The organism is uncultured Thalassolituus sp. (assembly GCF_950066645.1).
Taxonomy (GTDB): domain Bacteria; phylum Pseudomonadota; class Gammaproteobacteria; order Pseudomonadales; family Oceanobacteraceae; genus Thalassolituus.
On record NZ_CATMFB010000005.1, the window covers coordinates 157,726 to 176,330 of the forward strand.

Consider the following 18,605-nt stretch of genomic DNA (forward strand, 5'->3'; position numbering starts at 1 on the left):
CGCCTTCGCGGTGAACTGGGCAGAAGTTACTATTCTCAGGTTAGCCGCTCAATGCTAAAACTGCCCTGCATGATTAGCAAAAATGCTCACCACAACAAAAGATATGATCATTTTAGGCATGAATTTTCAGGACACTCTATGAAGCCCTTTAATCATTACAATGAACTCGTACGAACTGGCGAGCCGGTTGCTCTGGATGCCAGCTGGGGACAGGGAAAGACAACCTTTGGTGGTATGTCTGCCGCACTCGCCCTGGCGGCGATTGAGCGGGATCACCCACAGGACGCGCCTCTGCGCTCCATCAGTGTGCATTTCTGCGGCCCTCTGGCAACGGACGCCGAGTTCACCACGTCAACCCGGGTTCTGCGAGCCGGCCGGTCGATCAGTCACATCAGCGCCGAAATTCATCAGAACGACGCCTGCGCCACCAGCATCACTGCCTGCTACGGCACCCCACGCGAATCCGACGTTCAGGTGCTGGCAGCAGACGTCGCCCCCGGAGAACCCGGCGCCGGACAACGCTTACCTTACATCGCCGGAATGACACCGGAATTTGTCCGCCACATCGATTTCAGCTACGTCAGTGGTGGACTGCCCTTCAGTGGCAGCAAAGACAACCATATTCATGGCTGGATGCGCTTCAGCGACTGCACCAGCGATCTCACTTCCGTTCACCTCGTCGCCCTGATCGACGCATGGCCCCCTACCACGCTGCAAAAGCTTCGCAAAGTCGCGCCCTGCGCCAGCGTCACCTGGAGCCTTGAACTGGTCGCCTCTCCCGAATCACTCGACACACCTCTCGGGGGCGATGAGTGGCTCTGGTATGAAGCTCAGATTGAAGAGGCGCACGGCGGCTATGCCCACACTACAGCGAGAATCTATCGCGCCGACGGCCTGCTACTGGCTCTGTCACGCCAACTGGTGACTGTCTACGACAAGCGTTAACCTTCCAGGTGCCGGTCAGTTACTAAAACACACTGGCCGGCATTTGCCCCCCGGGCTCCTGGCGACTATTACTTATAGGACCAGGGACCGATGAATTATCTTTTCTATGAACCTCAATGTACTGATCTGTGACGACTCAAGCTTTGCCCGCAAGCAGATGGCCCGCGCACTGCCCCCGGAGTGGAATGTTGAAGTCCACTTTGCCGGCGATGGCGTCGAGGGCGTCAGCGCAATCCGCGAAGGCAAGGGAGACGTTGTTTTCCTCGATCTGACCATGCCCAACCTCGACGGTTACGGCGTGCTCGAAACCATCCGCAGAGATGACCTGCCCGCTATGGTCATTGTGGTATCCGGTGATATTCAACCTGATGCTCAGGAGCGTGTGAAAGCGCTGGGAGCCATGGCGTTTATCAAGAAACCCATCGATGCAGGCAAAGCCAGGGACGTGCTCACCGAATACGGCATCCTGACGGGGGTATAGCATGACTTCAGTGCCCGCAATTCTTACCGAAGACCAACGCGACTGTTATCAGGAGATAACAAACGTCGCCATGGGTCAGGCCGCTGACAGTCTCGCCCGGCTTCTGGGTGCCTACGTCGTGCTGCCGATTCCACGGGTAAGTATTATCGAATGCTCTGAGTTGAATATGGCGCTCCATGAGGCTGGTTCAGACGACAGTGTGTCTGCTGTCTGCCAGGGCTTCATCGGCGCCGGAATCGCCGGAGAAGCCCTGCTCCTGTTCAACGACACCAGCTTCGCGAGTCTGGCCTCACTGATGAAGTACGCTGGTCCCCTGAATCATCAGGCCGAGCTTGAGCTGCTGATGGACACCGCTTCTGTTCTTATCGGTGCGTGCGTCCAGGGCCTTGGCGATCAGCTGGAGATCCATTTCAACCAGAGCCATCCGGTCGTGCTCGGTCAGCACTGCCAGACCGATGACATTCTGCGTTCCGGAAATCAGGCATGGCAACGGACCCTGGCGATCGAAATTCACTACACCATTGAGCACATGAACATCGACTGTGAACTGCTTCTGCTGTTTACGGAGGAATCCGTTAAGACGCTTAACAAAAAAATTGATTTTCTGCTGGACTGACGTATGACACAGGGTCAAATCGAAATCACAGATATCCATTGGCTGATGGATATTCTTCAGAACATAGACGTTGGTCTTGTCGTGCTCGATCGCGACTACCGGATCCATCTGTGGAACGGTTTTATGGAGAGCCACAGCGGCATCAGTCCACAGAAAGCGAAAGATCAGATTCTGTTTTCCCTGTTCGATGAGATCCCGGAGGCCTGGTTCCGCCAGAAGGCCGAGCCCGTATTTCAACTACGAACCCGGACCTTTACGATCTGGGAACAGCGGCCATTTCTTTTCCGGTTTTACAATTCCCGTCCCATCACCGGGCAATCGGAACTTATGTTCCAGAATACGACCATTATCCCGCTGGAATCACTGGACAGAACGGTCAACCACATCTGCCTGATTGTTTACGATGTCACAGATACCGCAATCAGCCGTGGCGAAGTCAGCAAGGCCAATGAATCACTGTCGGCAGTGACCTCAAAAGACAGCCTGACCGGCCTGCTCAACCGCGACAGCTGGTTACCCACGCTGGATCATGCGATCGCTGAGCACCGCAACCACCAGCAGTCATCGGCCCTGCTGGTCGTTGACCTTGACCACTTCCGGGATGTTAACCGCGTTCTGGGGCATGTCCGCTCAGATGAAATACTCAAACGCATAGCCACCGCCCTGTCGACGCTTGCTCAGGAAAACTGCACGGCACGTATTGGTGGTGAGCTGTTTGCTCTTCTGCTGAAAAATACAGAGTCTGAGCAAGCCATTGCCACCGCAGAGCGTCTGCGACGGGGAATTGCAGGCCTGACAAAAAGTGCCGGGACCGACATCAGCGCGAGCGTCGGGGTAGCAATGTCACATGATGCCCTCACTGATGCGCAGGATTGGCTGAACTGCGCCGACAAAGCCCTGTATCATGCCAAGGAAAGCGGAAAGAACAAAACTACGTTATACCAGTACAAAACACAGGAATAACGTTTAACGGGGACATGACATGGCAGGGTTCAGGATACCCGAGCCTTTTGTACGCGCACCTCTCTCCGGGGCTCGCAAACATGGGCTGACCAGGGAAGCGTTACTGCAACGTGCCGGAATTGCTGAGAGTGATTTTGCGGCAGACGGCTCGCTCGGTCAGCAGGAATACGCCCGCCTGATGTTCAGTATCTGGCAGGCCAGCGATGATGAAGTCATGGGACTCAGCCCTGAGCCTGTGCTCTTTGGTACATTCGCTATGATGTGCAGGGCCGTCATACATTGCACAACACTTGAGCATGCCCTGCGCCGGGCATCAGCCTTCTATCGCCTGATTCCACACGCCCCTCAGCTGCATCTGGAACAGGACGAACACCTCGCGCGTATTGTCGTCACTCAGGACATGACATCTGACCCCGATCACTTCCTCAGCGAGTCGCTGCTGGCCATCTGGCACCGCTTCAGCAGCTGGCTGGTAGGCCACGGCATTCCCTTATTGCAGGTGCGCTGCCCCTATGCCATCCCCGTGCACCGGGATCTGTACTCAGTGGTATTTGCGACCCCGGTCGAATTCAGCAGCTCTGAGCTCTCTCTGATACTGCCCGCCCGGGAGCTGTCTTCCCCTGTGACGCAGACACCGGCCAGCCTGCGACAGTTTCTGAAGCACTCCCCTGCTGATGTGCTTGCCAGACCTAACCCACATCAGAGCATGACCGGCCGAATCCGCAACTACCTGCGTCAACACGATTGTGCGGCACTGCCCGATCTGGATGATATGGCCCGCACTCTGAGCACATCGTCACCAACCCTGCGCCGGCGCCTGAAGGAAGAACAGACGTCGTTTCAACAGCTGAAAGACGAAATACGACGGGACGAAGCGACGCGTCTCCTTGCCGAATCACCGATCCGCATTGCGGATATAGCCTCCCGGCTGGGTTATACAGAAACCAGTACGTTTCAGCGGGCATTCCGTAAATGGACGGGACAGACACCGGGCCAGTATCGGGCCAGAAACAGGAGCATGTCATGACAGGCAGGGGCAGCTCATCGTACACTCCCGCATGTTTTGATCATGAACGGATTCCCCTCTTGTTAAGGCCTCTGTGGACACTGCTGCTGTTACTTGCCTCTTTTCACTGCATGGCCCTGGACACCGGGGTTGCGCCCGGAGCCCTGCTCGGAAAACAACTGATGGTCTGGGAAGAGGATGCACCGCTGGAGTCCCCCTACGACATTCTGGCGAGCACAAAAACGTGGCACCCCAGTCACAGCGACATACCGAACCCCGGAGTAGGAAATAATGTCACCTGGTACCGGCTGAGCATAAGCACACCGGAACCCGATTCAGATCATTATGCCGTGATCAGTTATCCGCTGATCGAGCGCCTCGAAATGTTCGTTTTTCAGGGCAGGAATCTCCTGTCGCAGTCGCTGGTCGGCAATAGTGTTCTGCGGGAGCCGGGCATCCGGCCAAACCTGTGCTTTGAGCTCCCACTGGTACTGCCGACCTCTGGAGAATATGACATCTACTTCCGCGTCGAGAACCGTGGTCTGCTTAATTTCCCGCTGAAAATACTCGATCAGGAAACGCTGAAAACGTCGAATCAGAACCGCCATCTGAGTTTCGGTCTGTATGCGGGGTTTCTGGTCGCCGTGTTTCTCTACAACCTCGCGGTATTTGTGGTTATCCGCGAACGCTACATGCTGTGGTTCTGTGGTTTTGTCGGGACCTATCTGCTGTTTTTTCTGGCTCATTCCGGTCTGGGATTCAGCTACCTGTGGACGAGTGCCTACGGCTTTGAACAGCGTGCAAGTATTGTTCTCGGGGCTTTGCCCATGTTCATGGCGGTGCTTTTCGCTGCCACGTTTCTGCCAACGCCAAAACGACACCGCAAACCTGCAATTCATGTAAAACATCTGGCCATCGTTGCCGCGGTCACGGGACTCGCCTGTACATTGATTCCTGACTATCAGATTGCCCTGAATACCATGCGCGTCACCACACTGTTGATTCCTGTGTGCCTGATTGCCATGGCAACGCTGAGCGGCGTTCTGCGAAGCCCTTCTGTCGCCGTTTACAGCGTCGGCATTTACTCTCTGGCTATCGCCATCATTATTCATAGCCTGTCCCGACAGGGGTTTATCGCTACGACCGAAATTTCTCAGTACGCGACGCATCTGGGCGCTGGCAGCATGATCGCCATTCACAGTCTGGCGATCGTACTCAAACTCTATGAGCAACGCCTTGAACAGGTCCGTACCCGCAAGGCAATGATTAAAGCGCGGAAAGAATCGCGTAAATCGGAAGAAAAACTGCGGCAGTCGGAACGTTCACTTCAGCGCACAGAAGAGGAAGCGAAAGCCAAATCTGCCTTCCTGGCGATGATGAGTCATGAGATCCGCACCCCGCTGAATGGTGTCCTTGGGATGGTTGAGCTGCTGGAGCACACCCGTCTCGACTCCCAGCAGAAGCGCTACGTCGGAACAATATCTTCATCCGGTGAAACCCTGCTCTCACTGTTAAATGACATCCTCGACCTGTCGAAAATTGAATCCGGCAAAATGACCATGGAAAAGCGCGAAGTTGCCCTGGCTCCGCTGATTAATGATTCGATACTCCTGTACACCCGCCAGGCCGCAGAAAAGAATCTGACACTGATTGCGGAAATGCTGCCCCCCTACCACCAGTTTATTCATACGGATGAAATCCGCCTGAGACAGATACTCAACAATCTCCTTAATAACGCGGTGAAATTTACCGAGCACGGCCGGGTACTTCTGCGCGTTGAGTGGAAAGAGGATGCACTGGTAATACAGGTGGAAGACTCTGGAATCGGGATTCACCTGTCTCAGCAGGACAGACTCTTTCAGTCATTCTCTCAGGCCGATGACTCAACACAACGCCAGTACGGTGGCACGGGCCTGGGCCTGACCATCTGTCAGAAGCTGGCGGAACTTCTCGGGGGCAGCATCGATGTCAGCAGTAAACCCGGAGCCGGTTCGCGATTTACTGTCACCCTGAATCATCCGGAACCCTCGGGATTAATAACCTACCCGGATCTGAGCAACCGCAGTTTTTACGCTGAGCTTTCCGACCCCTACGAACAGGACCTTGTCGTACGGACGCTGACGGGAATGGGGATGACAGCGGCACATGGTCATTTTGAAAACCCGGCCTGCATCATCACCGATGTACCTCCACCGCAGAGTGATCCCGCCCCGGGCTTCCTTTATGTGGTCAACAGCCAGGTGCCCCGTCTGGGGAGCGAGCGCCAGCTTGAGCGACCGCTACGTTCACATGTGCTGATCCACCAGCTGTGCAACCTGCTTGATCTGCAAAACGCTTCGCCAATACAAGGCGACAATGATTTCCGCAACGGCGTGATCTGGGTGGCTGAAGACAACCTCGTTAATCAGAAAGTCATTGCGGGTATGCTGAAACATATGGGAATGGAGTTTCAGATCTTCGATAACGGGGCACAGATATTATCGGCCTATGAGGCAAATCCTGATCAGCCCGACCTGATACTGATGGACTGCGAAATGCCCGTTATGGACGGCTATGAAGCAAGCCGGCAGATACGTAAGCTGCAGATAACCAACGCCTTACCCCCCATCCCGGTGATTGCATTAACGGCACACCTTGGCATTGAGTTCGAGAAATACTCACGTGATGCCGGCATGGATGAGCTACTGAATAAACCGATCCGCAAGCAGAACCTGCGGCGGTTATTTGAAATGTGGCTGCCGAACGATAAAGAGTCGCGCAAAGCCCCCACCACGACAGGATAAGTCAGACGAAGGCCGTGCGGGTGCGATAACCATGGGCCGGGTAACTGCCCAGTAAGCGTACTTCGCGGGCAAAATAACTCAGTTCTTCTATCGCATTGGCCACCGGAATATCTGCCGGATGCCCGTGTATATCCAGGTGAAAATGGCTGGCCTCCATGGTTCCGCCATCCATGTAGCTCTCCAGCTTGATCATATTGACACCGTTGGTCGCAAAACCACCGAGCGCTTTATACAGCGCCGCAGGGATATTACGTACTGCAAAAATCAGGCTGGTGATATAGCGCACCTGAGGCTGCGGTTGTTCGTGCTCCTGTTCACGGGAAAATACGAGAAAACGGGTGGTATTCCCCATCACGTCCTGAAAGTTTTCCTGCAGGATCTCCAGCCCGTACAGCTCAGCAGCCAGACGTGAGGCAATGGCACCGCTGTCGTTACTCTGGCTCGCGGCCAGTGCTTTGGCTGCCCCCGCAGTATCTACCGCCGCTACGGCTTTGATACCAAGATTGACCAGACGCTGATGACATTGCGCCAGCGCCTGTGGATGTGAACTTACCGACCGGATATCTTCGAGACGGGCGCCAGGCCGCGCCAGAAGACAATGATTAACCGGCTCAAAATGCTCGCGCGTAATAAACAGTTGTGTACGGGGAATCAGGCGGTAAATTTCTTCGACCCGCCCTGCCGTAGAGTTTTCCAGAGGAATCATTGCCCGCTCTGCAAATCCCTTCTGCACCAGATCAAAGGCACTGAGAAAATCTTCACAGGCGAGGTGTTCCCAGTCTGGAAAGACCTGCGTGCAGGCCATATGGGAGTATGCCCCGCCGGTTCCCTGATATGCGACCCTGTTCATTTCTGGTTCCTCTAAGCACCATTATGATGCACAACTGACAAAGATAACGTTTGCGCCCCATTTTGAAGCACGTGGTGTCACGCACAGGCGCAGTATCGCGCGAAATGGCATGGCTGCAAAGATGGCACACTGCCTGCTACATAAGTATTCAGAAATCCTTATCACCAGAACCCACGCCGGACACCTGTCAGGCGCAGAGCAGAGGTAAACCAGCATGTCGCTATGGCCCGGAACACTCAAGGTGTCTGAAACACTGGTTGCGCAGCTGAAGCAGGCAAAGCCCGCTGATGGTCAACTGCCCCCGACCTGGCTGAGTCAATGGGACGACCTCTGGTGCCCTGTCGCTGCCTGGCTGGCTGAGAAGGTAACCGCCTCACAGACGCCTCTGATTCTTGGTATCCACGGCGGTCAGGGGTCGGGTAAGAGTACCCTCAGCAACGCCCTGAAAGGGATTTATAAAGAGGCATTCGACTGGAACGTTGTCGTTATCTCAATCGATGACCTGTATCTCAGCCACGCGGAGCGGGCCGCATTGGGCGAAACGACACATCCGTTACTGCGTACCCGGGGGGTGCCCGGAACCCACGACGCTCATCTGGGGATTCGCCTGTTTCAACAACTGAAATCACTGAAAAGCGGGGAAACCCTGAAATTCCCGGCGTTCGACAAAGCCAGTGATGATCGTCTGCCCCCCACTGACTGGCACACAGTGTCGGGCCCGGTCGACCTGATTATCTTTGAAGGATGGTGTGTAGGGTGCACCCCTGTCTCTGCAGAGGCGCTATCCACGCCGTTAAACCCCCTTGAGGCCACCGAAGACAGCGACGGCCGCTGGCGTGAATGGGTCAACCGGCAACTCGCCACTCTGTATCGGGACTGGTTTGACCTGATCGATGAACTGATTATGCTGAAAGTACCTGATATGGATGCGGTTCTCCGTTGGCGCTCCCAACAGGAAACTGAAAATCGTGCCAATGCACAGGGAACTACAGACAGAAGCTTTAGTGATCAGGCTCTGGTACGCTTTATTCAGCACTATGAACGATTGACACGCCAGGCACTGGATTCGCTTCCGGCGAACGCCAGCCTGGTACTGAACATCAACCAGTCGCACGAAGTAGATGCAGTCACGTGCGGAGGTAGATCGCAATGACAACAGAAAAACAGATACTGGTTTTTACCGATCTCGACGGTACTCTGCTGGATCACACCAGCTACTCCTACGCGCCCGCAGAAAAAGCGCTGCAGACTCTGAAAAAGCAGCATATCCCACTCGTTCTTAACACCAGTAAAACACGCGCCGAAGTAAAATTGTTACGCCGACGCATGGAGAATACCTTCCCGTTTATCTGTGAAAACGGCAGCGCCGTCTATCTTCCGGACAGTGACGGAGACTTTGTTGCGCATGTCAGTGGCAGTGGCTACGACGGAATACTGTCTGTCCTCAGCCAGCTGCGTAAAGACGGCTTCCGTTTCCGTGGATTTAACGATATGCCTGCCAGTGAAGTGTCTGCAGTGACAGGACTGAATACCGACGACGCGACTCTGGCAAAACAGCGCGAAGCAACAGAGCCCCTGCTCTGGCAAGGCAGTGAAGAAGAACTTCTTCAATTTACCACGGCGATTGAACACCACGGTTTGCGTCTGGTTCAGGGTGGGCGTTTCTACCATGTTATGAATCAGACAGATAAAGCGGATGGTATGAAAAAGGTCGCCGATTATTACCGCCAGAGTACTGGCCGGGATGTCATCACAATTGCTCTTGGAGATGGCGGTAACGACGTGGGTATGCTCGAAGCGGCTGATTTTCCGGTTGTGATTCCGGGCAAAAAAACGACACTGACGATAAAGAACTCTGCGGCCGTTACTGCGCCGTCCGAGGGCCCCAAAGGCTGGCAACAGGTCATGGGCCCTCTGCTGAATAAACTGCTGGCGCAATAAGCGCTGACTCTGAAAATAATACACAGTCTGAAGACTGATTAAGGAGATTTAAGTGGCTGATTTTTATCAGAACGGGATAGTAACAACTCTGCACAACCTGGTGGACCGCCCACTGGAGGACATGGAAAAAGAGCTGATGAGCTTTTCGCGTCTTCGCCCTATGTCACTGGTACTGCCCTCACTTTATTCTGAACTTGAAGGCCCTGCCCTCGACAACATCATCAAGGAAGTTGCTCAGGTGCCTTACCTGAATGAGATTGTCATCGGCCTCGACCGGGCTGACGAAAAGCAATACGAACACGCCAAGCATTTTTTCTCACGACTCCCTCAACATCACCGTATTCTCTGGAACGACGGCCCGCGTCTTCAGAAAATTGATGCCATGCTGCAGGAGAAAGGACTGGCACCCACTGAGCTGGGTAAAGGACGGAACGTCTGGTACTGCTATGGCTATGTTCTGGCTTCAGGGCGGGCAGAGTCGGTAGCGCTGCACGATTGCGATATCGTGACCTACGACCGTAGCCTGCTTGCGCGTCTGGTATACCCGGTCGCGAACCCTGGTTTCAACTATGTATTTGCCAAAGGCTATTACACCCGTATTGCTGACCAGAAAATGAATGGCCGCGTCAGCCGCCTCCTTGTCACCCCGCTGTTACGGGCTCTGAAAAAAATCTATGGTGGGCTGGACTTCCTCGAGTACCTCGACAGTTTCCGCTATCCGCTATCCGGCGAATTCTCCATGCGCACAGATGCACTTAACGACATCCGCATCCCAAGCGACTGGGGGCTGGAAATTGGCGTCCTGTCTGAAATGAAGCGGAATTATTCTACAAACCGCATTTGTCAGGTCGATATTGCCGATGTTTATGACCACAAGCATCAGCCGCTGTCTCAGGAAGATGCAAACGCGGGCTTGTCAAAAATGAGCATGGATATCTGTAAGGCAATTTTCCGTAAACTCGCCACCCAGGGCGAAGTTTTCTCGAACGAAACCTTCCGTACCATCAAGGCGACCTACTTCCGCATCGCGCTCGACTTTATTGAAACCTATTACAACGATGCACGTATGAATGGTCTGAATCTGGATCGTCATGCCGAAGAACGCGCAGTGGAGATGTTTGCAGAAAATATCATGAATGCTGGCGAATACTTTCTGGCTAACCCGATGGAAACGCCGTTCATTCCAAGCTGGAACCGGGTTATTTCAGCAGTGCCTGATATTCTTGATCGCCTGTACGAGGCGGTTGAAGAAGATAACGCGGGCTGATTGCTCTGCGCGACCCGCCAACGGCGGGTCGCTTTCCTTTTCTTATCTTACTGCATCACTGTCGCGACAGAGCCAGACCGTCTGATACGGATAGAGAGTCAGCTCGTCTCCCACCACCGATTCCTCAAGTGACAACAGATCCGTCAAACCACTTTCCATAAATCCGAGACTGGCGAGAGGCAGATTCAGAATTCGCTCTGTGACATTGGAGATCGCAAATACGCGTTGTCCGGATTCACCACAGCTTCTTATCAGAATAAAGAGGTCGGTATTGATCTTCACCACATCCTGGCGTGCATCAGGATGAAATGCCGGTTGCTTACGACGTATTTTTATCATACGGGATAACGCAGTAAACACCTCGGCCTGGTGCGTTACCGGATTACCTAACAGGTAGTCCAACTCATTCTTTTCCCAGATCCTGCGGTTAATAGAACGCGTACGCCCGGTCTGCTCAACCCGGGCAAGATCATTCGGCGACGCCGTAAGGCTGTGAATATACACTGCCGGGATTCCCTGCATGGCCAGCATAATAGCCTGCGAACAGAGGAAACGCTGAACCTGATGGTGATCAACCCCCCGGCGTGTGCCCATACAGGCATCGAACAATGTAATATTAATTTCGTAGGGGCTCTCTGTCCCATCACTGTTTGCCTTCATGCTGACAAAGCCACCGAAGCGGTGCATGCAGTCAATCAGATCCTGGACTTCCCGCTCTGGCAGCAGACCTTCAACCGGACGAACACCAATACCGTCATGGGAGGCGGTGAAATTAAGATACGAGCACCCCTCTGGTAACGGAGGAATCGCATCTGCCCAGTCACTCAGAAAAGAGGCATTTCCACGATTCAGCGCGTGTAATACCAGAGGCGGCAGACCGAACTGATACACCATATGAGCTTCGTCAGACTGACCGAAGTAGCTGAGGTTCTCTTTGACCGGGACATTAGTTTCTGTGATCACGACGACTTCTGGCGCCACAAAATTCACGACATCACGAAGAAGTTTAACGGCCTCGTGCGTCTGACTCAGGTGAAGACAGGTCGTCCCGATCTGCTTCCAGAGAAACGCCACCGCATCCAGTCGGATAAACCGGGCCCCCTGTTCGATGTACATCAGGTAAATTTTTATAAATTCGAACAGCACCTGTGGATTGGCAAAATTCAGATCAATCTGATCTTCTGAAAATGTCGCCCAGACATGTCTGACGCCACGGTGGGTATGCACAGGGGTTAACAAAGGTGTATTGCGCGGTCGGGTCACCAGGGATACATCCGTCGCCGGATCGACTTCAATAAAATAGTCGCTGTACGGCTCACGGTTGGCAATATAATCGACGAACCAGAGGTTCTCACGGGAGCAGTGGTTAATCACAAGATCGATCATCAGATCAAAATCTGCGGCAATATCGGCTACATGGTTCCAGTCACCCCACTCTGGATTCACCATGTAATAGTCGATCACCGAAAAACCATCGTCTGAGCTATACGGAAAAAATGGCAGAATATGGACCGAGTTTACGACTTCGGCGAGCCGCTCTTTCAGAAAATGTGTCAGCGTTGCCATCGGCATTTCATCCGCTTTCTGCACGCTGTTGCCGTAAGTAATCAGAATTACGTCTTCCTGACTCCAGCGTTCAGCGCCCGCTGGCACGGCCTCCTCCCGGTGAGTGCGACCGGTTTTTTCGCAGAAGTGTTGGCAGATGGTGTGTATTTCGCGGGCGACCAGCCCTGCATCCTGCATATCACCGTAAATATTTTTTACCCGGTGAGTGAACTGTTGCAATGCTGCCTCAGTCATTGATTGTCCTCTGACGCCTGATGAATTTCAGTGCAGCCAAGCCGGTGAATTATGACCGGACGGCGTCTGCGATGTCCTTAATTCCTTGCCAATTCCGTGCCGACATCAGCTTCTCGGGCGTGAGCCAGCTGCCCCCGACCGCGAAAACATTGTTTAATTCGAGATAATCGCCATAGGTCTCTGCACCAATCCCGCCGGTCGGGCAGAATGACACATCCCCCAGAGGGCCACCGATAGACCGGAGCATGTCCCTGCCACCTGCGGCAGCTGCAGGGAAGAACTTCATCCGGCTGAAACCGGCTTCCCGAACCTGCATGACTTCACTGGTCGTTGCAACACCGGGCAGAAATGGGCCTCCCCACTCCTGAGCACATTGCAGCAGGCTTGCCGTAAATCCAGGGGTGACAACAAACTCAGCGCCCACTTTCAGTGCATCATGGAACTGCTGCGTACTCGTCACTGTCCCGACACCGACGATCGCTTCAGGGACATTGGCACGGATGTCCCGGATTGCTTCCAGACCATGCTCTGTGCGGAGAGTCACCTCAAGCAGATGAACACCACCATCGACCAGCGCCTGCGCCATAGGCACAGCATCATCCAGATCATTTATTACGATGACAGGCACGACGGGCTTTGTGCGCTGCAACCAGAGATCCCACATAGACTTACTCCCATCCAAGACTGATGGCTCCCTGATCGGCGGGTCCCGCCAACATCCGGAAGCCCTGAAAAAGTTCGCGACCGTTGCCTTTGCGACTGGCAGACACATCCAGCGGAGCACGTACTTCCTCCGTAAGCCGCTGTTCAAACCCGGGGGTAATAACCTGCAGCAGCCCTTTGTGTCCATCAAGACAAATCATGTCTCCGTCTCTGACCGCATGCACAGGCCCATCCGTCAGTGCCTCCGGGCACAGGTGAATCGCTGCAGGGACCTTACCGGATGCTCCGGACAACCGACCATCCGTCACCAGCGCTACCCGATATCCCTGCTCCTGCAGATTGGTCAGTGCGGGGGTTAACTGATGCAGTTCAGGCATCCCATTGGCGCGCGGCCCCTGGCCTTTAACGACCACGATGACATCCTGATTGAGATCGCCGGCGCGATAGGCGTCGAGTACCTGTTGCTGATCCGTAAATACTTTTGCAGGGGCTTCGATTACCCAACGGTCGTCAGGTACTGCCGAGACTTTCATCATGGCGCGGCCAAGATTACCGCTAACCAGTTTCATTCCGCCCTCCCGCAGGAAAGGCGCATGAGCAGGCGCCAGGACCGTCAGGTCTCCGGATTCTGCCGCCACGGCTTTCCATGCCAACTGCCCTTTATCATCTTCATACGGCATCTGACACCACTGCTGCAGCCCTTCTCCCAGAATGGTTCTGACATCCCCATGCAACATGCCCTCATCGAGTAATTCGCGGATCAGAAATGGCATGCCTCCCGCCTCATGAAAGGCATTCACGTCGGCACTGCCATTAGGGTACATCCGGGTCAGCAAAGGAACGACCTCTGAAAGGTCGGCCATGTCCTGCCAGTCGATCAGAATACCGGCCATACGTGCGATGGCGACCAGGTGAATGCTGTGGTTTGTCGACCCACCGGTGGCCAGAAGCCCCACCATCGCATTGACCATTGAACGCTCATCGATCATCTGTCCGATGGGCAGATAGCCAGCTTCCAGCGCGGTGATACGTGTGACAACCGAGGTTGCCTCAGCCGTGAGTAATCGCCGGAGGTTGCCACCTGGAGGAACAAAAGAGGAGCCCGGTAACTGCAGCCCCATGATTTCCATCAGCATCTGGTTCGAGTTCGCAGTGCCGTAAAACGTACAGGTACCTTCGCTGTGATAACTGCCCATTTCACTTTTGAGCAACTCTTCATCATCAACATCGCCACGGGCGTATGCCTGCCGCACCTTTGCTTTATCCTGATTACTGATACCGCTGTGCATCGGACCGGAAGGTACAAATACGCAGGGGAGATGACCAAAACGGAGCGCAGCCATTAACAGACCCGGGACAATTTTGTCGCAGATCCCAAGCATCAGCGCACCGTCAAACACCTGATGAGACAGGGCTACTGCAGTACTCAACGCAATGACGTCCCGACTGAACAGAGACATCTCCATACCGCTCTGCCCCTGGGTGACGCCATCACACATCGCTGGCACTCCGGACGCGACCTGAGCGACATGGCCCTGTTCAGCGAGTGCCTGCTTGATCTGTTCAGGGTAGTGGCGGTATGGCGCATGGGCCGAGAGAACGTCGTTGTATGCGGTAACAATACCAATGTTCGCCGCCCGTACACTGCTGCGTAGAATAAGTTTTTCATCATCAGTCGCTGAGGCGTAATCGTGAGCGAGGTTCGTACAGCTGAGCCCCGTCCTGACAGGCCCCTCCGCCGCAGCCTCTGCAATGTCTGTGAGGTAGGACTCACGCAGAGACCGGCTCCGTTCCCGGATACGGTCTGTGACTGCCGCAACGACTGGATGCATATTATTCACTCCGGAAAATGGTGAGTGGAACCTGAGACTGAGTCAGAACCGTGCGGACCGGCATCGCCTGAATATCCGTCCGGCCCTCCTCCTCCAGTGCCTGCTGATACACAGCATTTTTCTGCTGTCCCTCAAAATGTAGATACAGGTGGCGGCAATTCGACAGCAAGGCCCACGTCAGGGTCATACGAGGCAAGCCAGCTGGCTCATCCGTCACAGGACAACACCAGGCGCCAGCACTCTCATCAAGGCATCGTGACAATGACGAAGACCCGGGAAACCACGAGGCCGTGTGCCCATCATTGCCCATACCTAACACCGCAAAATCCAGTCGGGTGATCTGTTCATGCAGTTTATTTTCACATTCCATAAAGCCATCGACCGGCGATGCACTTTTATTTTTCAGCGGCAGAAAGTAAGCAGCGGCCGCTTGATTCATAAGCAGGTGCTGACGCACCAGACGGGCATTACTGGCGGTGTCCTCCTCTCCGACCCAGCGCTCATCGACCAGCGTTATCAGCACTTTGCTCCAGTCGAGCTTCTGCTTTGAGAGCTCTTCAAAAAAACGTACAGGCGTCGTGCCCCCGCTGACTGCGATGCATACTCTCCCCCGAGCCTCAATGGCTTCGCGAATCCGGTTGGCAAGATCTTCCGCAAGTTGTTTTGCAAGCGCATCAGCGGATTTAAAACGGTTTTCTGCCATAAAGGCCTCCTTTACTCCGGGCTGACTGTCAGTGTGACAGTCAGTGGGAGAAATGTTCATTCATTATCAGCTGTTTTCATCCCAAAGGCGCCCATCTTTTGCGAGAAGAAGGGTCGCTGCCGCTGGCCCCCAGGAGCCAGCGGTATAGGGTTCAGGGCGTTGGTCGAGTTCAGTCCAGTAACTGAGAATCGGATCCACCCAGCGCCACGCCTCAAGCAACTCGTCGTTGCGCAGAAAGAGCGTCGCATTGCCGCTGAGAGCGTCAAACAGTAACCGTTCATAGGCTTCCGGAACCCGCGTCTGGCGGTGGTTGGAAGGATTCAGGCTGAGGTTCATCGGCCGGACATTCATCCCCGGACCGACGCGTTTTTCGCACAACATCAGCCGTACACCTTCATCGGGCTGCAGGCGGAATATCAGCTTATTCGCCATGGTATTTTTGTGCTGCAACGGAAATATAGAGTGTGGAATTTCTTTAAAATGCACAACAATTTCACAAGCACGTTCTGCCAGTCGCTTGCCCGTGCGGAGATAAAACGGAACACCAGCCCAACGCCAGTTATCAATCTCAACCTTTGCCGCGATAAAGGTTTCGGTCTGACTCTTAGGGTGAACCCCTGGCTCGTCCCGGTAACGCGGAACGGCTTTGCCATCGGCAACGCCCGCATCGTACTGCCCCCGTACCACATTATCGGATATAAGATTACCGGTAATCGGCTTAAGTGCCCGCAGCACTTTGACTTTTTCATCGCGAACGGCGTCCGGCTCCAGCCTCGCGGGCGGCTCCATCGCAGTGATGCAGAGCAGCTGCAGCAGATGGTTCTGAAACATATCGCGCATGGCGCCAACGTGCTCATAAAAGCCCGCTCGCTTTTCAACCCCCAGTGATTCAGAGATAGTGATCTGAATATGGTCGATGTAATGCTGGTTCCACTGTGATTCAAACAGTGAGTTAGCGAATCGCAACACCATCAGGTTCTGTACGGTTTCTTTTCCAAGGTAGTGATCAATGCGGTAAATCTGATTCTCTTTAAAAAACTCAGCCACCGTATCGTTGATCGCCCTGGCCGATGCCAGGTCATGCCCGATCGGCTTTTCCAGAACAATCTTACTTTGTGGAGTGATCAGACCCGCACTGTGCAGACCCCTGCACACCGGGGTATAGAGATCAGAGCCGGTGGCCATGTAGTAGAGACGATTGCTGTCTTCCTGTGAGAAGGTTTTACGGAGCGCTTTGTACGCCCCCTCATCCGTGACATCCATTGTCAGGCACTGAACTTTAGCGATAAACGCATCAAGTACTTCCAGCTCCAGATACTCGTTGCCGATGTGCGACTTCAGAGACTTCTCTATCACGCGGGAAAAGTCCCCACGCTCCATGTCCTGACGCGTCACAGCATAGATCACACCGTCGGGCAGACGACCATCCCGATGCAACATATAAAGAGCCGGCATCAGCTTACGCAGCGCCAGGTCACCCAGACCACCAAAGAGAACAAGTTCAAACGGTGCATTTATGTGCATCACTTACCTCCAGTGTTACTTTTCAGTGCAACGAGAAACACCTCAGATATCGGCAATTCTTCTCTTACACCCGTTTCAACCGACCTGACCTTCCTGCCCGATCAGCTGAGCCCTGATTTTATCGGGCCTTAATGTCATATTAGTCAAGATAAGCAGATTCTGTACCGTCGGCATCATACTTGCACCAACATGATTCAGGACGGGAAGTTCTCTGCCCGAAAATTTTTCACGGCGGCACCGGCCAATGACGCAAAAACGTAACAAATCTGCCATAATCTGCCGCAGTAAAGAGGTACCTGATTACTATGTCTGAACAAGGAAAGATCCCGATGATCCGCAAATGTCTCTTCCCGGTCGCTGGCTATGGCACACGCTTCCTCCCTGCGACGAAAGCAATGCCTAAGGAAATGCTCCCGATCGTTAACAAACCGCTCGTACAGTATGGCGTAGAAGAAGCCGCAGAAGCAGGAATGAACCGCATTGGTTTTATTACTGGTCGAGGTAAGCGTGCCATTGCTGACCATTTCGATATTTCATACGAGCTCGAAAAGGAAATCGAAGGTACAGGTAAAGAAGGCCTGCTTAACTCAATCCGTAAACTGATTGACCACAATGAGTTCGCATTCAAGCGCCAGAACCACATGAAAGGCCTGGGCCACGCCATTCTCTCCGGTAAGTACCTGATGGGCGATGAGCCATTTGCCGTTGTTCTCGCCGATGACCTGTGCGTACCGGATGAAGACGGCGAAGGCGTTCTGGCTCAGATGGTAAAAATCTTCAAACAGTTCCGCTGCTCCATCGTTGCCGTTCAGGAAGTGCCTGAAGATGAAGTACATAAGTACGGCGTGATTGCTGGCGAAGAAATGAAAAATGGTCTCTACAAAGTCACTGACATGGTAGAGAAGCCAGCCAAAGAAGACGCGCCAAGTAATCTGGCTATCATCGGCCGTTACATTCTGACCCCAGATATTTTCGACAAGATCGAAAACACCGCTCCTGGCAAAAACGGTGAAGTACAGATCACCGATGCTCTGCTGAAGCAGGCTCAGGAAGGTTGTGTACTCGCATACAAGTTCCGCGGTAAGCGTTTTGACTGCGGCAGTATCGACGGGTTTGTTGAAGCCACAAACTACGTTTACGAGAACATCTTCAAGAAAGGCAGCTGATTTTCTCGACGTATCTCCGGCAGAGGCTAAGAATGCCCTGCCGGACTCCTGACCGAAGCCTCACG

16 protein-coding genes are annotated in these 18,605 nt (G+C 53.9%); 10 read left to right on the top strand and 6 right to left on the bottom strand.

Features of this window, described 5'->3' with window-relative positions:
* Positions 1-138 precede the first annotated feature (138 nt).
* From Q1L85_RS06430 to Q1L85_RS06455, 6 genes are all read left to right on the top strand, one after another.
* Positions 139-945 carry a thioesterase family protein gene (locus Q1L85_RS06430; RefSeq protein ID WP_300424920.1) on the top strand — a complete coding sequence of 269 codons (807 nt, stop codon included), beginning with the start codon at positions 139-141 and terminating at the stop codon, positions 943-945.
* 106 nt (positions 946-1,051) lie between these two features.
* Positions 1,052-1,426, top strand: a complete 375-nt coding sequence (locus Q1L85_RS06435; protein ID WP_300424919.1) for a response regulator — start codon at positions 1,052-1,054, stop codon at positions 1,424-1,426.
* Between the two features lies 1 nt (position 1,427).
* On the top strand, positions 1,428-2,042 hold the full coding sequence (locus Q1L85_RS06440; RefSeq protein ID WP_300424918.1) for a histidine kinase: 615 nt from the start codon (positions 1,428-1,430) through the stop codon (positions 2,040-2,042).
* Between the two features lie 3 nt (positions 2,043-2,045).
* On the top strand, positions 2,046-3,005 hold the full coding sequence (locus tag Q1L85_RS06445; protein ID WP_300424917.1) for a diguanylate cyclase: 960 nt from the start codon (positions 2,046-2,048) through the stop codon (positions 3,003-3,005).
* Between the two features lie 19 nt (positions 3,006-3,024).
* Entirely contained in the window at positions 3,025-4,032 is a 1,008-nt protein-coding gene (locus tag Q1L85_RS06450; protein WP_300424916.1) for an AraC family transcriptional regulator, read from the top strand.
* Between the two features lie 59 nt (positions 4,033-4,091).
* A complete protein-coding gene (locus Q1L85_RS06455) occupies positions 4,092-6,794 on the top strand; it encodes an ATP-binding protein (RefSeq protein WP_300424915.1) in 2,703 nt (900 codons plus the stop codon).
* 1 nt (position 6,795) lies between these two features.
* Here Q1L85_RS06455 and Q1L85_RS06460 read toward each other — a convergent pair whose 3' ends face one another.
* Complete coding sequence (locus tag Q1L85_RS06460; protein ID WP_300424914.1) at positions 6,796-7,644, bottom strand: prephenate dehydratase; 849 nt, start codon at positions 7,642-7,644, stop codon at positions 6,796-6,798.
* 214 nt (positions 7,645-7,858) lie between these two features.
* On the opposite strand from Q1L85_RS06460, the gene Q1L85_RS06465 reads away from it, so the two are divergent.
* From Q1L85_RS06465 to Q1L85_RS06475, 3 genes are read left to right on the top strand one after another with little or no spacing between them, the layout of a single operon-like run.
* The gene (locus Q1L85_RS06465; RefSeq protein WP_300424913.1) at positions 7,859-8,797 is read left to right on the top strand and encodes a hypothetical protein; all 939 of its coding nucleotides are present in this window, start codon (positions 7,859-7,861) and stop codon (positions 8,795-8,797) included.
* Positions 8,794-9,585: an HAD-IIB family hydrolase gene (locus tag Q1L85_RS06470; RefSeq protein WP_300424912.1), complete on the top strand. Its 792-nt coding sequence runs from the start codon at positions 8,794-8,796 to the stop codon at positions 9,583-9,585. Before Q1L85_RS06465 ends, Q1L85_RS06470 begins: the two co-directional genes overlap by 4 nt.
* Before the next feature lie 52 nt (positions 9,586-9,637).
* On the top strand, positions 9,638-10,852 hold the full coding sequence (locus tag Q1L85_RS06475) for a glycosyl transferase (RefSeq protein WP_300424911.1): 1,215 nt from the start codon (positions 9,638-9,640) through the stop codon (positions 10,850-10,852).
* A 42-nt stretch (positions 10,853-10,894) separates the two neighbouring features.
* Here the strand turns inward: Q1L85_RS06475 and Q1L85_RS06480 are convergent, their stop codons facing one another.
* The 5 genes from Q1L85_RS06480 to zwf all read right to left on the bottom strand — a co-directional run bounded on the left by Q1L85_RS06480 (position 10,895) and on the right by zwf (position 17,374).
* A complete protein-coding gene (locus Q1L85_RS06480; RefSeq protein WP_300424910.1) occupies positions 10,895-12,652 on the bottom strand; it encodes a sugar phosphorylase in 1,758 nt (585 codons plus the stop codon).
* Positions 12,653-12,701: 49 nt separating this feature from the next.
* A complete protein-coding gene (eda, locus tag Q1L85_RS06485; protein ID WP_300424909.1) occupies positions 12,702-13,316 on the bottom strand; it encodes a bifunctional 4-hydroxy-2-oxoglutarate aldolase/2-dehydro-3-deoxy-phosphogluconate aldolase in 615 nt (204 codons plus the stop codon).
* A gap of 4 nt (positions 13,317-13,320) precedes the next feature.
* The gene (edd, locus tag Q1L85_RS06490; RefSeq protein ID WP_300424908.1) at positions 13,321-15,147 is read right to left on the bottom strand and encodes a phosphogluconate dehydratase; all 1,827 of its coding nucleotides are present in this window, start codon (positions 15,145-15,147) and stop codon (positions 13,321-13,323) included.
* A gap of 1 nt (position 15,148) precedes the next feature.
* Positions 15,149-15,850, bottom strand: a complete 702-nt coding sequence (gene pgl, locus Q1L85_RS06495) for a 6-phosphogluconolactonase (protein WP_300424907.1) — start codon at positions 15,848-15,850, stop codon at positions 15,149-15,151.
* Between the two features lie 66 nt (positions 15,851-15,916).
* Positions 15,917-17,374, bottom strand: a complete 1,458-nt coding sequence (zwf, locus tag Q1L85_RS06500) for a glucose-6-phosphate dehydrogenase (protein ID WP_300424906.1) — start codon at positions 17,372-17,374, stop codon at positions 15,917-15,919.
* A 329-nt stretch (positions 17,375-17,703) separates the two neighbouring features.
* Here zwf and galU point away from each other — a divergent pair, with 329 nt between their 5' ends.
* Positions 17,704-18,540, top strand: coding sequence for a UTP--glucose-1-phosphate uridylyltransferase GalU (galU, locus tag Q1L85_RS06505; RefSeq protein ID WP_300424904.1), 837 nt, complete (start codon positions 17,704-17,706; stop codon positions 18,538-18,540).
* The last annotated feature ends 65 nt before the right edge of the window (positions 18,541-18,605 follow it).